At 72.9% G+C, this 15,649-nt stretch carries 15 protein-coding genes; 9 read left to right on the top strand and 6 right to left on the bottom strand.

Annotated elements, in window-relative coordinates:
- Together ABZ656_RS36475 and ABZ656_RS36470 are read right to left on the bottom strand one after the other, a co-directional pair.
- Window positions 1-1,245 (bottom strand): WD40 repeat domain-containing protein (locus tag ABZ656_RS36475; RefSeq protein ID WP_360273867.1); only part of this gene is annotated, 1,245 nt, incomplete at its 3' end.
- Window positions 1,242-3,416 carry an ATP-binding protein gene (locus tag ABZ656_RS36470; protein WP_360273864.1) on the bottom strand — a complete coding sequence of 725 codons (2,175 nt, stop codon included), beginning with the start codon at window positions 3,414-3,416 and terminating at the stop codon, window positions 1,242-1,244. The genes ABZ656_RS36475 and ABZ656_RS36470, both read right to left, overlap by 4 nt.
- Before the next feature lie 115 nt (window positions 3,417-3,531).
- On the opposite strand from ABZ656_RS36470, the gene ABZ656_RS36465 reads away from it, so the two are divergent.
- On the top strand, window positions 3,532-4,908 hold the full coding sequence (locus ABZ656_RS36465; protein ID WP_360273873.1) for a hypothetical protein: 1,377 nt from the start codon (window positions 3,532-3,534) through the stop codon (window positions 4,906-4,908).
- Between the two features lie 108 nt (window positions 4,909-5,016).
- A complete protein-coding gene (locus ABZ656_RS36460; RefSeq protein ID WP_101399339.1) occupies window positions 5,017-6,552 on the top strand; it encodes a serine/threonine-protein kinase in 1,536 nt (511 codons plus the stop codon).
- Window positions 6,553-6,619: 67 nt separating this feature from the next.
- Here the strand turns inward: ABZ656_RS36460 and ABZ656_RS36455 are convergent, their stop codons facing one another.
- Window positions 6,620-7,156, bottom strand: a complete 537-nt coding sequence (locus tag ABZ656_RS36455) for a universal stress protein (RefSeq protein ID WP_360273860.1) — start codon at window positions 7,154-7,156, stop codon at window positions 6,620-6,622.
- A 280-nt stretch (window positions 7,157-7,436) separates the two neighbouring features.
- Here ABZ656_RS36455 and ABZ656_RS36450 point away from each other — a divergent pair, with 280 nt between their 5' ends.
- From ABZ656_RS36450 to ABZ656_RS36425, 6 genes are all read left to right on the top strand, one after another.
- Window positions 7,437-7,580, top strand: coding sequence for a hypothetical protein (locus ABZ656_RS36450; protein WP_360273857.1), 144 nt, complete (start codon window positions 7,437-7,439; stop codon window positions 7,578-7,580).
- A 487-nt stretch (window positions 7,581-8,067) separates the two neighbouring features.
- Window positions 8,068-8,649 (top strand): SAV_915 family protein, encoded by a 582-nt coding sequence (locus ABZ656_RS36445; RefSeq protein WP_360273854.1) that lies wholly within the window; start codon window positions 8,068-8,070, stop codon window positions 8,647-8,649.
- On the top strand, window positions 8,649-8,951 hold the full coding sequence (locus tag ABZ656_RS36440; RefSeq protein WP_101399342.1) for a DUF6317 family protein: 303 nt from the start codon (window positions 8,649-8,651) through the stop codon (window positions 8,949-8,951). Before ABZ656_RS36445 ends, ABZ656_RS36440 begins: the two co-directional genes overlap by 1 nt.
- A complete protein-coding gene (locus ABZ656_RS36435; RefSeq protein ID WP_360273850.1) occupies window positions 8,951-10,225 on the top strand; it encodes a WXG100 family type VII secretion target in 1,275 nt (424 codons plus the stop codon). The genes ABZ656_RS36440 and ABZ656_RS36435 overlap by 1 nt, the downstream gene beginning before the upstream one ends.
- Window positions 10,203-10,739 (top strand): hypothetical protein, encoded by a 537-nt coding sequence (locus tag ABZ656_RS36430; RefSeq protein WP_101399346.1) that lies wholly within the window; start codon window positions 10,203-10,205, stop codon window positions 10,737-10,739. Before ABZ656_RS36435 ends, ABZ656_RS36430 begins: the two co-directional genes overlap by 23 nt.
- Window positions 10,736-11,290, top strand: a complete 555-nt coding sequence (locus ABZ656_RS36425) for a hypothetical protein (protein ID WP_360273846.1) — start codon at window positions 10,736-10,738, stop codon at window positions 11,288-11,290. Before ABZ656_RS36430 ends, ABZ656_RS36425 begins: the two co-directional genes overlap by 4 nt.
- Here the strand turns inward: ABZ656_RS36425 and ABZ656_RS36420 are convergent.
- Window positions 11,267-12,160 carry a Cof-type HAD-IIB family hydrolase gene (locus tag ABZ656_RS36420; RefSeq protein WP_101399348.1) on the bottom strand — a complete coding sequence of 298 codons (894 nt, stop codon included), beginning with the start codon at window positions 12,158-12,160 and terminating at the stop codon, window positions 11,267-11,269. The two genes, ABZ656_RS36425 and ABZ656_RS36420, sit on opposite strands and share 24 nt — an antisense overlap.
- Window positions 12,161-12,564: 404 nt before the next feature.
- Between ABZ656_RS36420 and ABZ656_RS36415 the strand changes: the two genes are divergently transcribed.
- On the top strand, window positions 12,565-13,356 hold the full coding sequence (locus ABZ656_RS36415) for a L,D-transpeptidase family protein (RefSeq protein WP_101399350.1): 792 nt from the start codon (window positions 12,565-12,567) through the stop codon (window positions 13,354-13,356).
- 26 nt (window positions 13,357-13,382) lie between these two features.
- On the opposite strand, the gene ABZ656_RS36410 is transcribed toward ABZ656_RS36415, so the two are convergent.
- Window positions 13,383-13,997, bottom strand: coding sequence for a hypothetical protein (locus ABZ656_RS36410; RefSeq protein WP_360273842.1), 615 nt, complete (start codon window positions 13,995-13,997; stop codon window positions 13,383-13,385).
- 199 nt (window positions 13,998-14,196) lie between these two features.
- The gene (locus ABZ656_RS36405; protein ID WP_101403607.1) at window positions 14,197-15,516 is read right to left on the bottom strand and encodes a hypothetical protein; all 1,320 of its coding nucleotides are present in this window, start codon (window positions 15,514-15,516) and stop codon (window positions 14,197-14,199) included.
- Window positions 15,517-15,649: the final 133 nt, after the last annotated feature.

The raw sequence follows: 15,649 nt of genomic DNA, 5'->3' as shown, positions 1-15,649 counted from the left end.
CGCCGCCCGGCCCGCCACGGTCAGGGCGGTCAGGGCGATGGCGGGCCCCGCGGGCGGAGCCGGCGCGACGGCCGTCTCCCGGCCCGTCGAGGCGTTCCGGAAACCGATGTACCCCGAGTCGTCGCAGAGCGCGTACCGTCCCGGCGCCGCGAGGTCCACCAGGGCCCGCACCGCCCCCTGGTGCTCGTGCTCGTGCGTGTACCCGTCGGGCCGCCGGGGATCCCAGACACGCACCCGCCGGCCCTGGGCCACGGCCAGCACCATCCCCTCCGCCCCGCCCAGACCGACCCCGCTCAGCAGGGCCGGAGCGGGATCGAGGGTGGGCAGCGGGGTGTCGACGGGCCGGAAGGTGACGGGATCCAGCGCGCCGAGAGCGCCGTCGCTGTGGGCGACGAGGACGACCTCCGGGGCGTCCTTCGCCGCGAAGAGCGTGAGGGCGCTGACCCAGGTGCCGGGGCGGTGGACGGGTTCGGCGAGCAGCTGGCCCCGGGTGAGGTGCCAGACGCGCACCGAACCGTCGGTGCCCGCGGAGAGCAGCAGATCGCCCGGGAGCGGCAGCAGATGCTGGACCGCGCCGCCGTACGTGTGCAGCGGCGCCATCGCCGGTACGCCGTGCGGCTCCCACATGCGGATCGTGCCGTGGCTGTCGCCGCTGACCAGCAGTGAGCGGCCGTCGGCGGTCGTGGTACGGGTCAGCGATTCGAGGCGGGTCTCGGAGACGGCCAGTACGTTGTCCTGCGCCGTCCAGTCGCTCCACAGCGGGGTGATGCGCGAACCGGACACCCGCGCGGCGGACGTGTCGAGCGGGGTGCGGGGGCGGGTCGCCGCGTGCTGGGCCAGGTGCAGGCTCGTCAGCCGGGAGTCCGGACCGGCGCCGCCGATGAACGGCTCGATGCGGGCCCACGCCTCCAGCCACTCCTGCCGCCGCGCGGCGCTCACGGCGCCGCTCTGCCGCAGCAGTGTGCGCACGTTCGCGCTGGACTCCCAGGGCAGTACGGCCGGCGGCACATGGGCGTCGTCGAGGACCTCGCCCCGGGCCGCGTGCTGGGCCAGATGGCGGCTGAGATACGGGTGGGGCGGGATCGTCGGGTCCGCGGCGACGAGCCGGGCCAGCGCCTCGGCGATGAGCCGGTGCGCGTCCTCAGCGTCGGCCCACGCCTTCGAGTCGTCGGCCCACGCCTTCGAGTCGCCCGTGCCGGAACGGCCCGGACGGGGCGCGCGGTACGGGATGTCCGCGTCGCTCATACGGCGTCGCCCCCGACGCCGGCCAGCAGGTCCTGGCGGGGATCCCGCAGAAGCTCGGCCAGGGCTTCGTGGGCCGGCCGGTACACCAGCCGGTCGTCCTCGTCGTCGTGGGCCAGATATCCGGCGAGCCTGCTCTTCAGCAGGTTCTCGATCATCCGGTCCGGCTCCTCGAGGGGCCGGCCGAGCAGCGCCCCGGCGACCGCAGGCCACACGTCCGACCAGGGGATGCCCGCGCCCAGCGCGAACGCGGCGGCCCGCAGCAGCGCGAGGGCGACCTCCGGGGGCAGCCCCTCGTCCTCGACGAGCGCCAGATCGCGCCGGAGCAGACCGACGGTGCCCGCCTGCAGCAGTTCGAGCCAGTCGGGGTTGTCCGCCAGCGCGCCGGGGTCGGACGAGTGGTGCAGCTGCTCGCCGGCCAGCCGGGCGTCCAGGAACGAGGGCCAGACCCGTTTGGCGACGGTCTCGGCCGCCTGCCGGGTGCCGTCGCCGCCGGACGTCTCGTCGCCGACCAGCGCCTGGACGTAGTCGGCGATGTCGCTCTCGCTGTCCGTCTCGTCGGTGCGCAGCACGGACGCCGTGGGGAAGACCTCCCGGAGCGCACCGAGCAGCCCCGCCTCCCGCCCCGCGGGCCCGGCGCGGTCCGTACGGGGACGGCTGCTGCGGACGCCGATCAGCAGCCGCAGGGACCGCTGCCGCTCCGGACGGCGCTGGCCGGGCAGGGCGGGGACGGCGCCGCAGTGGGCGGTGAGCGGGGCGAGTACGTCCCTGACCACGCGGAATGGTTCGACGGACTCGTCCAGGCCGTCGAGGACGAGCGTGACCGGGTCGCCCGGCTCGTCCAGGTGGGCCATCAGCTGGGCGCGGCGCAGTTCCACCGGGTCGTCGCTCGGCCCGGCCGGGCGCGGTCGCAGTTCCAGGGCGCGCAGCAGGTCGCCGAGCACGTCGGAGGCGGTGCGGTGGCGGGCCAGTACGGCGGCGGTGACGGAGTTCTCGGGCGGCACGGTCTCGGGTGCGGCCGAGCGCAGCGCGCGGCCGTAGCGCGGGTCGTCGCGGAACAGCGGGTCGCTGAACGTCACGGCCCGCGCCAGCACGGCCGACTTGCCGCTGCCGGCGGTCCCGGTCAGCAGCAGGACGCCGCGGGGACGGCCGAGGAACGCGGTGATGGCGCGGCCCAGTCCCTCGCGACCGCTGAAGTACCAGCCGGGGTCGGTCTCCTGGGGGCGGCCGCTGGCGCGGTCGAGCCAGTGGTCGACCTCGTCGGCCGGGGTGGCGACCTGGCGGCGCGCGGGCCCCACCAGCTCCCGCACGGGCCGGTATCCGGGGTTCGGCAGACAGGGCGTCAGGGTGGTCTGGCCGCCGCCGTCCAGGACCCGCTTGAGCCGGTGCTTGCGCCGCTCGGTGTCGGTGCCGAGTTCGCTCTCGAACTCCGTCATCAGATGGGCGACGCTCAGCCAGGGCGTGGTGATCTGGGCGGTGGTGCGCAGCCGCTCCAGCACACGGCGCATCACCGAGGGGAACTGCCGTACCTGGACCAGCTGGTCGTGGGCGCAGGTGGCGACGACGTCCAGGCTGCCGCCGGTGCGCCGGCTCGGCAGGACCTCCTGATGCAGCTTCTCCAGCTCCTCGGCGATCCCGGCCGCGTAGCAGGTGTTGATGACGACCAGGACGTGTTCGGCTCGGGAGTCGAGGGCGGCGGCGACGATCTCGCTGGTGCGGATGGCCGTGGCCAGCTGGCGCCGGGGTTCGGTCCTCGGCAGCTGGAGGAAGTGGGTGCGGGAGGCGCCCAGTTGGCCGTGGCCCGTGATGAAGACGACCAGGGCGCGGCCGCGCATCTCGCGCACCTTGCTCTCGTGCAGGAAGCGCTCCACGTCGTAACGCTCGCGCAGCTCCGGCGCGGGGACGTGCGTGAACGGCTCCGGTGCTCCCGGGGCGCACCACCAGTCGGCCACGACGGACAGCTGTTCGTCGATGCCGGCGGTGAACTCCGTGTCCCCGTCGTCGTAGTCACGGACGGCGAGGGTCAACAGGGTGCGCCGCGCGGAGTCCTCGTCCACGGCGTTCACCGACGCACGGCCCGCCGTGGCCCGCCCCGTATCGTCGGCGTCCCCCGGCTCCCCGATCCTGACAAGCCCGCCCGCCCGCCCTCGCATGGTCTCTATTCTTCCCGCCATGACCGAGTCGTCGCAGCCCAATACCGCAGGCCGCCGCCTGGACGAGCGGCCCTACAGCCTCCCCGGCCTCTCCCCGAACACGACGCAGGACGCCGTCGTCGTCGTTCCCGGCATCATGGGGAGCGAGTTGTACGACACCGAGTCGGGCGACGTCGTCTGGGGCCTCGCGAACGCCGGATGGCTGCTGAAGGCCTGGACGGCGCCCCGGGGCTTACGCGCCCTGCGCCTCACGCCCGACGAACGCGAGGGCCGCCTCGGCCGCATCCGGGCCCGGCGCCTGCTGAGCACCCCCGCCTGGAGCCCGTTCCTGCGCGGCATCGAGCCCTACGGCGACCTGGTCGCGACGGTCACCCGGAGCGTGGCCGACCCTGAGGCCGTGCTGCCCTTCGCCTACGACTGGCGGCTGTCGGTCGCCACGAACGCCCGGTTCCTCGCCGAGGCGGCGCGCGCCCATCTGGAGCGGTGGCGGCGGCACCCCGCACACACGCTCGCCCGCAAGCACCGGGTCGACGAACGGGAGGGGCGGCTCGTCTTCGTCGCGCACTCCATGGGCGGACTGCTCACCCTCGCCGCTCTCACCGACGGCCCCGACGCCGGCCTCGCGGCGGACACCCGTGGGGTGCTCACCCTCGGTACGCCCTTCCAGGGGGCGGTGGCCGCCGCCGCGATCCTCAACACCGGTCAGGGCGCGCCGGTTCCGCTGCCGCACGGCAGGCTCAGGAGACTCGCGTACACCATGCCGGGCCTGCACGACCTGCTCCCGACGTTCCCCTGTCTCGACGAGGGCCTGAACATCCGCCGGCTCAGCCCCACGGACATCGCCGACCTGGGCGGCGACAAGGATCTGGCCGTCGACTCCCAGACCCTGCACGACACCCTGCGCGGGCGGGCGCTGCCCGGGCACCGGGCGCTGGTGGGCATCAGCCAGCCCACACTCCAGTCGCTGACCCTCCGTCAGGGCGTGGTGACCGCCTCCGAGCACTGCTACCGCGAGCACAGCGACGGCGAGCTGATGCGCGACGAGACCGGCGCCCCGCGCCGCTTCGACGTGGGCGGCGACGGCACCGTACACAAGGAGTCCGCGGCCCCGACCCGCGCCGTCGTGCCCCTCGCGCTGCAGCACGGTGCGCTGGCCCAGGGGGAGGCCGCGTTGGAGGCGGTGACCTCGTTCCTGGAGGAGGACGAGCACCTCGGTCCTCCGCAGGCCGGGGCACGGGTCGGCATCGAGGTCCCGGACCTCGTCGCCCCGGGCACGCCCTGGACGGTCCGGGTGCGTGGCGCCGACAGTCCCGCGGGGCTGGACTGCGTGGTCGAGGAGGTGGGCGGGGCCTTCGCCGGACCCGCCCGGCTGTACGGCGACGACGATCACCTCGCGGCCCGTGTCATCGTGCCCGCGCCCGGCCTCTACCGGGTCACCCTGGACACGGGCGACCCCACTCCGTTGACCCAACTCGTCCTCGCGGCCCCGGACGAGCGGGGGGACGACGGCTGAGATTCGTCCGCAACCTGCGCCGACTATGGTGTCGACACGAATCGAACGCGGAACGGTTCGAACCGGTCCGGAGCGAGCCGGTCCGGAAAGAACGGCAAGGGGCACGCGGTGGCGGACGAGGGGCGGCTGGTCGCCGGGCGCTACCGGCTGATCGAACAGATCGGCCGTGGCGGCATGGGCACGGTGTGGCGTGCCGAGGACGAGGTCCTCAACCGCGAGGTCGCGGTCAAGCGGCTGCATGTCCAGCGGCACCTGACCGACGACGAGCTCGCCACCCTCCACGAACGCACCCGCCGCGAGGCGCGCAGCGCCGCCCGTATCGCCCATCCTCACGTGGTCGTCGTGCACGACGTGGTGGACGACGAGGGGCTGCCCTGCATCGTCATGGAGTACGTGCCCTCCACCACCCTTGCCGCACTGCTCACGGACGGCGGCGCGGTGCCGCCCGCCCACGCCGCCCGGATCGGCCTCGGCATGGTCGCCGCGCTGCGGGCCGCGCACGCCGCCGGGGTGCTGCACCGTGACGTCAAGCCGGGCAACGTCCTGCTCGGAGCCGACGGCCGCGTCGTGCTCACCGACTTCGGCATCGCCATGGCGACCGGCACCTCGACGCTGACCAAGACCGGCGAGATCATCGGCTCGATCGACTACATCGCGCCCGAACGGATGCGGGGCAAGAAGCCCGGACCCGCCGCGGACCTGTGGGCGCTCGGCGCGACCCTCTACCAGTCCGTCGAGGGGCGGCCCCCGTTCCGCAAGGCCACGGCCGTGGAGACGGCGTACGCCATCGCCGTCGACCCGGTCGACCCCATGAAGCAGGCCGGCCCGCTGGAACCCCTCATCGAGGCGCTGCTCGCGAAGGAGCCGGAGGAGCGGCCGTCGGCGGAGGAGGTGGAGCGGGTCCTGAGGGAAGTCGTGTCGGGGGTACCGACGCAACTGACGCCCACGCGCCCGGTACCCGCACCGGCGCCGATGTCGACACGGACACCGGCACAGTCTCCGCCGACCGCCACGACGGTCGCACCGGCGCGGGAAGACGCACCGCCCCGGGCTCGCGCGCGCCGTGCGGCCGTCTGGAGCGCGCTGGCCGTGGTGCTGGCGGCCGCGACGGTGGCGGGCGGGTGGTCCCTTACCCGGGACGGCAAGAGCGGCAACCACCACAAAGCCGCCGCGTCCGCCGCCACTTCGGCGCCACCGGCCGTTCCCGCGGGCTACCACCTGGTCACGGAAAGGAAACTGGGCGTGTCCTTCCCGGTCCCGGACGGCTGGAAGCGCGGCAAGGCGACCTCCGAACAGGTCACCTACGCCGACGGGACGGGTCTCGTCGGCCTCACGATCGGCATGGTCGAGCCGGCGGGTGCGAACCCCGAGTCGCACTTCACGAACATCGAGGCGAACACCAAGCTCAACTACCCCTCCTCGTACCGGAAACTGCGTATGCAGCGCACCACGTTCCAGGAGAAGCCCGCGGCAGTGTGGGAGTTCACCTTCAAGGGCAGGGTCCGGGCGTTCCGCGCGATCGACCTGGGCTTCGGGCAGGAGGGCGGCCGGGAGTACGACATCTACCTCTCGGCCCCGGACCTCAAGTGGGACACCTTCCGCCCGGTCTTCGACGCGGTCTCGGCGGGCTTCCGGGTCGGCTGAGTCGGGACGGCTGGGCTGGAACGGCAGATCGGGACAGCGGTTCAGGACAGTGGCTCAGGACAGTGGCTCAGGACCTGCCGTCCGTCAGTTCGCTGGCGTCGAGCGGCAGACGCAGGCTGACCCGGCGGCGTACGGAGGCGAGTTCGCGGTGCAGGGGTGAGCGCGGTACGGCCAGCACCGGGCAGGCGGCGTGCGCGAGGCAGTAGCGCGCGACGGACGGGAACAGCGCCCGGCGCATCCGGCCGCGCCGTCCGCCGCCGATCACCAGGAGGTCGCCGATCCGGTCGGCGGTCCGCACCAGGGCGCGCCCCGGCCGGTCCCACACGACCAGTCCCCGGCACGGCACCCCGGGCCCGTCGGCGCCGAAAGCCGTGCCGAGCGCGGTGAGCAGCCGGTCGTCCGCCATCTGCCGGAACTCGGTCATCGGCGGCGCGAGCATCGAACTCGGGTGGGCGAGCGCGCCGTGCGGCGGTTCCCAGGCACCCACGGCCAGCAGCACGGCGCCGGTGCGGCGCGCCTCGAACGCGCCCCGGTGCAGCGCAGCCAGACTCCCCGGCGAACCGCTCACCCCCACGACGACCCGCCGTCGCTTCCCCTCGCCCATCGCTCGCTCACCCCTCGGCGTACGTCGACACGGGTATCCGCGTTCCATCGAACGCGGGGGGAGGGCGGCGGGCCAGGGTGTTGGCGTTCACCTGACGAGGTCCCGACCGTTCATGACACTTCGGCACACACCTCTGTCCTTGCCCACTTCGAAGGGACGCCTCCGAAGGGACGCCTCCGAAGCGACGCCTCTGAAGTGATGCCTTCGAAGTGACGCCTCTGAAGTGATGCCTTCGAAGTGACGCCTTTGAAGCAGTTGCTTCTGAGCGACGTCCGAGAAGGTGCTGGACGGCGCGATCGCGTTCGTACCCGAGCAGACGGACGGGTCCGAAGAGTTCGACGGGTCCGACGGGTCCGACGGGTCCGACTGGTCCGGCGAGTCCGACGAGGACGTACCGAAGCGGGCGGCCACCGAGGCGGGCTGACTCCGTCCGCCCCAGTCGTCGGAGCTCTCGACGACTGGGGCGGGATGGCCGGGGTGGCCGGGGTGTCCCGGATCAGCCGGCGCAGAGAGCCAGGTTGATGGTGGCGCCGATGGACACGGTCTTCGGGCTGTGCGGGTCGACCGAGTGGACCGAGCCCGGCTTGCCGTTCTTGCCGCAGTCCACCTTGCTGACCGTGCCGAGCTTGAGCCGGCCCTTCAGCAGCAGTTGCTTGGCGAAGTCCAGGTCGAGGCCCGCGAACTCCCTTTCACCCCTCCTCGACGGGGAAGCCCTTTCATCTGCTGCACGGGGGAGATGAGAGCTGGGTCACAGCGGCCGCATCGGTTCAGCATGCGGTCGGTATGTGGTCGGTATGCAGTAGGCATGCACTCGGCATGTACACGGCCCGGCAGCCTGACATAGCGGGATTTGCCCTCGGGGCCGGTCGTTAGGGTGAGCGCGCCAGAACGTCCAGCGCAAAGAGCGAAGAGTGAAGAGTGAAGAGGTGACGGCGGTGGGGGCGCCGATACGGTCGCACATTTCCGACTTCGCCGAGACCGGACCACCCGAGCCACCGGCCACGGCCACGGCCAAGTCGTCGCACCTGGAACCTCGTCCGTCGGACCCGGAACCTCGTCCGTCGAACCCGGAGCCGCGTCGTTCGCGCCTGCTCGACTACGCCGAGGCGGAGCCGCCCGGACGGCCGGACGCGGAAGGACGGCAGGCCCCGAAGCCCGGCGTTCCGGCCTACCACACCCCCGTATTGGTCCCGGCCCATCCGCGCTACGTCGACGCGCTGGACCCGTCCGGCCGCCCCACCCGCGTGCCCTTCATCGCCTACGAGCTGTTCGAGCACCCCACGGACGGGACCGTGGCCCTCGCCTTCACCACGCCGGCCCGGCTGGTGGCCGCGCTCGGCGAGGCCCAGCCGTGGGTCGCCACGTCGATCGGGCCGCTGGCCGAGGGAGTGCGCGAGCACGGCGTCACCGTCCGCGTCGACCCGCGCGTCGCGCCCGGACACCGCAACTGGCAGTCGGCCGACCTGGCCGCCTACGCACGGGAGGTGCGCTGATGCCGCCCGACTTCAAGGCGGTCCTGAGTGACCTCACCTCGATGTCCAAGACCTTCCACGACGAGGCCACCCACTACCGGAACCTGCACGACCAGGTCGCCCCGCCCGTCGTCAGCGGCGGTGACAGCGGCCTCGACCACGCCATCAAGGAGGTCGCCGACCTCATCGTCGCCCTGCACACCGGCTTCGCCGACCGGCTGGACGACCACGGCGACAAGGTGGCGTACGCCCGCGACTCGTTCCAGCGGCACGACATCGACGTACACGGTCTGTTCGAGGATCTGATGGTGGGGGACGGCTGATGGGCGACAGCTGGGTCGGCGGCGACATCGGTGGACTGCGCACGATGGCCGAGACGTACAAGAACGCCAAGAAGAAGCTGGAGGACGTCGTCCGTCCGCTCAGCAGCGCCGTCGAGGAGCTGGTCGGCGACGCGAGCTGGAAGGGCGACGCGGCCGAGACCTTCCGTGCCACCTGGAGCGAGGACGCCCTCACGGCGGGAGCCTTCGCGGGCCTCGTCCACGACGCGGGCGACATCCTCGACACCCTCGTCGGTGCGCTGTCCGCCTGCGAGACCGCCCTGCAGAACGCCGAGCACATCGCCGCGAAGAAGGGCGTGCCCACGGGCGCCCAGGGCGCCCCGCTCCAGTTCGTCACGTCCGACCCGTCGAGCGCCGACGAACAGAAGACGATCTCGGCGTTCGGCGAGTACGACAGGGTGCGCACGGAGATTCTGCATATGGCACAGCACGCGAGGCTGGTCGCGGCGGACAAGTTGCGGGGGCTGTACGCACAGGTCACCGCGTCGGTGTCACCGGGCGACAAGATCACCCTTGCCGACATGCTGCGGGGTCTGTACGCGTACGACGCCGAGGACGCCCGAGCCGGTGGCAGGGAGGCCCGCAGGCTGATCGACGGCGCCAAGGACGAGGAGCGGGCAGCCAAGAAGGAACTCCGCGCGGAGCGCAAGGCCTATCAGAAGGCGGGTCGCTCGCTGCCCGAGGACCTCCCCGCCAAGAGCGCCTACCGCGACGCGATGACGAAGGTCGACTCGCTGGAAGAGGACATCGCCCGCGCCGACCACGGCAGTACCAAGCTCCCCTACGACCGGGCCCTCAACATCAAACTGGCAGACGCCGCCGAGGCGTTGCGCGCCGGCCGAAGCCTCGAAGCGCTGCCGGAGTTCCTCAAGGAGGTCCCGGTGCTGGACGTCGCCGCGGCTGCGGCGTGCGGTTTGGTGGAGGCGAAGGACGACCACGACAAGGGCTGGTCCTGGCAGCACTCCGTCGTCGTCGACGGCGGTGCCGCACTCGGCGGTGTCGCCGTCGGCGCGGGCGTCGTGGCCGCCCTGCCCATCGAAGGCGCGGTCGCGCTGGCCGGCGTCGGGGTCGTGGCAGCGGTGGGCGCGACCAGTCTCCTCGACCACTCCTTCCACGAGCACTGGAGCGAGGACATCCACGACCACGGCGTAGTCGGTGGTGTGCTGACCGGCACGGGCCACGTCTTCACGGAAACCGGGGACGACGGCGTACGAATGGCGAAGGACATCTGGCATGGCGTCAAGAGCATCTTCTGAGGTTCCCGCCCTCGGGACCCCCGCCCATATTCCGGCCCTGCCCAAGCTCGGGACCACGTGGTACAAGCGCGGCGCGCTCTATTGGCTGTGCCGTGCCCGTACGACGGTCTTCCTGCTGATCGTGATGGCCATGGTCTGCTTCTTCTCGATCAGCCTCTACCGGGGGTTCCGCAGTGAGATGCCGCCCACCGTGCGCACCGTGTGCGACTGGGTACAGCTGGTCGCCGCCTGCGTGGCCCTGGTCTGGGGGTGGGTGAAGCAGCGCCGGGGCCACCGTGAAGGTCTCCTGCACCCGCCCACCCCCGAGCAGACCCGTCAGGCCAAGCGCGACCACAACAGGCGCGCCCCCGGGCTGGCAGCCGGCGGCCGGGGCCTCGTGATCCTCGCGGCGCCCGTCATGCCGGCGTTCGCCGCGTACATCGTCGGCTGGTTGGTCGCCTGGCTCACCGTGCGTGAGTACCCCAGCGAGGTCGGCGCTCGGCGCTGGTTGCAGGAACACGGATCCTCGGCGTGACCACAAAATCGTCTCTTGGCTCTCCGCCACTCGGAGCCCCCGCCCGCATCCCGGCCCTGCCGGGGCTCGGTACCACCTGGTACGAGCGTGGCGCGCGCTACTGGCTGCGCCGCGCCTCCGGAGCGGTCCTCTGGTTCGCCGTGCTGGCCTTCGCCTGCTACATCGCGCTCGTGCTCTACCAGTCGTTCCGCGGCGACCTGCCGTCGGGCGTGCGCATGGTGTGGGACTGGGCGCAGGTGGCCGCCTCCTGCGTGGCCTTGGTCTGGGGGTCGGTGGTGCAGCGCCGCGGCCACCGCAGGGACCTCCTGGACCCGCCGACCCCCAGCGAGGCCCGCGGCCGCAAGCGTGACCAGACCCGCCGCTCCACGGGGCCGGCCCTCGCCGGCCGCATCCTCTTCCTGATCGCGGCGCCCGTCCTGCCCGCCCTGCTCTCGTACGCCGTCGGCTGGGTCCTCGCCGCGTTCACCATCCGCGAGTACCCCGGCGAGGTCGGTGCGCGGCGGGTGGTGGAGGGAGGACCGGGTGGGTCACATGGGTGGCAGGCGGAGTAGGCGGGTGATCGTGCGCAGGACGCCGTTCTCGTTGTTGGACGGGGCGAGGTGGCGGGCCCGGTCGATGATGGCGGGGTGGGCGTTGGCCATGGCGAAGGACCACTCGGCGGTGTCGAGCATTTCGAGGTCGTTGAGGTAGTCGCCGAACACCATCGTCTGGGCGGGTGTGATGCCCAGGTCGTCCTGGAGACGGCGTACGGCCGCGCCCTTGTCGGCGGTGACGTTCATGATGTCGACCCAGTGTTCGCCGGAGACGACGACCTGGTGGGTCGAGGTGAAGGGGCTCAGGGCCGGGGCGGTGGTCCGCTCCACCGGTCCGAAGTCGAAGAGGGCGACCTTGAGGATCTCGTCGTCGACGGCGGTCGCGTCGGGGACGGGCTGGAGCCTGGTGTAGTACTGCCCGGCCTCGGCCAGGAACGCTGCGTCGGTCCGTTCGACGTACGCGGACCGCTTGCCGCAGACCACCGCGCCGACGTCCACGGCCTCGGCCCGCAGCCCCCGTGTCGTGGTGACGATCCGCGCGGCGACGGACGGGTCCAGCGGGTCGGAGCTGAGCTCCACGCCGTCCCGTACGACGTAGGTGCCGTTCTCGGCGATGAACACCATGCCCTGCCCCGCGTCGGCGAACTCCTTGGCCAGGGTGGCGTACTGACGGCCGCTCGCCGGGCAGAAGAGCACGTCCCGTCGGCGCAGCTCGGCCAGGAGCGACCACAAGCCGTCGGGTATGCGCTTGGCGTCGTCCAGGAGCGTGCCGTCCATGTCGGTGACGATGAGCCGGATGTCGGCGGCGGCTCCCTCCGGTGGCTGGGGCGCGGTGACGGTCGGGGGGGTGGTCGTGGCGGTGGCGGTTGCGGCGCGAGAAAGGGGCATGTTCTTTCCTGTGGCGGGGGTTGCGGGGGCGACGGGCGGTAGTGGAGCCGACGTGTTCACGGCGTCCCGTACGGGTTCCGGCAGGGAGGGGTGGCCCCCGATGGCGCCGCCGAGCAGCACGAGTTCGGGGTCGAGCCCGTGGTGGTGGCCGGCACGATCTCGTCGGTCACCGCTTGCGGACCGGGGTCATGTCGGGCAGGGCGGCGCCGGCCGTCGCTTGGCGGATCTCCATTTCCGTCACCCTACCCGGGGGATATGAGCAAGGGTTCTCGCCTTACCGAAAGCCGCATTCCGGGCGCACCCGTGCTCGCTTCAGGGTCACGCAGGGTTCGGTCACCGAAGTTGAAACGGTCTGCTGAGCGGAGCTGACCAGTTCCTCACAAGTCACCCCCAGGCTGACGATCATGGCTTCCTTCACCCGTCGCCCGGCCTCCCCCCGACGGCGTCTCCGTACGCCGTTGATCGCCGCCGGGGCTCTGGTCCTGTCCGTCACGCTCGCCGGATGCGCCGGCGTCGGCGCCGAACGGTCCGTCGGCGCTCCCGGTACGACGCAGGCCAGGCCCGGGCGGCCCGCACCGGACGGTGCGGAGTCCGCCGCGCCTGTCGTACCGGCGCGGTTGCCGGGTGTCGGCTCCGCGACGCTGGCCGGGATACCCCGGGACACGCGGCAGGTCGTCCTGGTCACCGGCCGGGGCAAGGACTCCTCGGTGTCACAGGTGGTGCTGTACCGGCGTACGAGCGCGGGCTGGGAGCCGGGAGCGACCTGGCCGGCCCACAACGCCCTCAAGGGCTGGACGGACGACCATCACGCCGGTGATCTCCGCTCGCCCGTCGGCGTGTTCGCCCTCACCGACGCGGGCGGACTCCGGCCCGACCCCGGTGCCAAGCTGCCCTACGACCGGTCGGTCGGGTTCACCATCGCCGGCACGGGCTTCGAGGGGGAGTCGCTGGCCGGCTCCTTCGACTACGTCGTCGCGATCAACTACAACCACGAGGCCGGCACTTCACCCCTCGACTGGACCCGCCCGCTCGGCGCGGGCAAGGGCGGCGGCATCTGGCTGCACGTCGACCACGGGGGCCCCACGCACGGCTGCGTGAGTCTGGCCCAGGAGCACATGAAGGAACTGCTGCGCACGCTGGATCCCGCCCAGCACCCGGTGATCGTCATGGGCGACGCCAAGTCCCTCGCCCACTGACGTCTCTTTGGCCCCCGGGGCGCTTGTCAGCGCGAGGGTGTCGCCGGACTTCCCGCGGCGGGCAGGGCCGGAAGCCCGGACAGTCCGCCGCCGAGGAGCCCCGTGACCACCCCGACCACCGGCGACAGCAGGCCGGTCAGCGTGCCCAGCGCCCCCGTCAGGGCCTTGACCAGCCCGTCGACCGTCGACTGGAGCTGGGTGAGGAGATCCGAGACCGGATCGGCGACCGCGATCCCGGCCCGGTCGGTGACGCCGGTGACGGCGGGGTCGGCGGTGACGCCGGGGTCGGCGGAGGGGGCGGTGGTGGCTGACGTGGTGGCGGAGGCCCGCTCCTTCAGCCGCCGCTCCAGGGACGCGTTCGCCGTCGCCAGGACGCGCGCGTAACCGGCGGCCTCGGCCGCGTCGAGACGGCCGCCCCGTCCGGCGACGGCGGACAGTACGTCCAGCAGCGGGTGGAACACGGCGTCGTGGTCGGCCCTGCCGAGGGCGTCGAGCCGTTCCACCACCGCGTCCCGCTCGGTGGAGGCCTCCTGGCGTACGCCCTCGGCGGCCGCGGCCGTGCCGACCGGGTCGCAGACCGGCGCGGCGCCGACCAGGGGTGGCAGGAGGGCTGTGCGGGATCGGGATATGAGGGCATGCATGCGTGGTCCTTTCGTCGGCTGCTTCTCCATGGGCCCACCGTGAGATCCACGACCCCCCGCCGCAACCCGCCCCACGCCCCCGCCGCGCGCCCCGCCTCTCTCCCCGGTACGGCGCTGAACAGCACCTTCCCCCGGTGTGCCGCCCCCGCCCCGGCCCGCCGCCATCCGGCTGAATCGATCACGGTCTCCGCTCCTGGTGTCACCAGCCGGTCAGCAGGAGGTGGTTGAGGAGCAGGGCCAGGGTGGCCTGGGCGGTGAGCCAGGCGCGGGGGCGGGGCAGGAACGCGCAGGTCGGCAGGGACCACATCGCGAACGGCAGCCAGATCCGTTCCGTCTCCGCCTTGCTCATGCCGGAGAGGTCGGCGGCCAGGAGGGCGAGCAGGGCGGCGAGAGCGAGGAGGGCCAGACGGGGCTCGGGGGAGAGGACGTGGGGGCGGCGGAGGGCGCGGGGACCTACGCGTACGGCCGTCGCGACCGTTCGGCGCAGGCCCGCCACCGTCGCCGGGCCCACGATCAGCGCCGTACAGGCGAGGTTCGCCCAGACCCAGTAGCCGTACGGCCTTACGCCGCCGACCCCTTCGTAGTAGCGGGTGACCAACAGGCGGTACCCCTCCCACCAGTTGAAGCCGAGCAGCGTGAACAGAAGGGGGACGACGGCCAGTCCGGCGAGGACGTACGGGAGGGGGCGGAGTCGGCGGGAGCCGAGCAGCACGACGGCGGCGGCGATCACGGCGAACAGCGTCAGGCCGTAGGAGAGGTACGCGGTGAGGCCGAGGAGGAGCCCGGCGGCGAGGCCCGTCGCCCGGGGCCGGGGTCCGGTGACCGCGAGGGCGAGGAGGGCGACGGCCCAGGCGGCGACCGCGGCGAAGTAGCCGTCCGCGGAGGCGCCCACCCACACGGCGGCCGGGGCGAGGACCAGGAAGGGGGCGGCGCGGCGGGCGAGCTCCTCCGCGGCCAGCGCCCGTACGGCGACCAGGACCGCGGCCGGCGCCGCCGCCCCGGCCACGACGCACCACACGCCCGCCCAGCCGCCGCCGGCCAGCCCGGCCCGGTCGAGGAGCACGAAGGTGACGGTGGCCCCCGGCGGGTGGCCGGCGATGTGCGCGGGCCAGGGAGCGGGGGAGTGACTCACGATGTGGTGGGTGAAGTCCCGCAGGGTGGCGGGGATGTCGTGGAAGCGGTCGATGACCGTGAGGTACTCGTTCGTGGCCGTCAGCCGCCCGGCGATCCCCCGCTGCCACCCGTCGACCAGCGCGAGGGAGAACGTCCAGGCGGTGGCGGTGCCCCAGGACGCCCACAGCAGTGCCCGCCACGGCAGACGCGTGGCGAGGAGCGGCCCGTGGGCGACGACGGCGACGGCCACGGCGAGCGCGGCCGGGGTGCCGGGGCCGAGGTGCGGCTCCCACTGGGCGAACAGGGGAGGCCAGCGCACGAAGAGCGTGTGGTGGCGGCGTTCGATCGACGTGCCGACCAGCGCGGCCGCCGTGACGAGCAGGGCGGCTGCCAGGACGGCGGCCAGGTCGAGGAGCGGATCCCGGCGCCGGTCGAGCCGTCGATCGTGACGCCGGTCGAGGTGAGGAGCGCCGGGGAGATCGCGGGGACCGTCCGGGGTAAGGCCCTGGGGAAGATCGCGGTTCACATCCGCACGCTAG

It is taken from the genome of Streptomyces sp. NPDC007095 (assembly GCF_040634475.1).
In the GTDB taxonomy this organism is placed as follows: Bacteria; Actinomycetota; Actinomycetes; order Streptomycetales; family Streptomycetaceae; genus Streptomyces.
The sequence above is the reverse complement of the archived record's forward strand: the minus strand, read 5'-3'. Positions and strand labels throughout refer to the sequence as shown.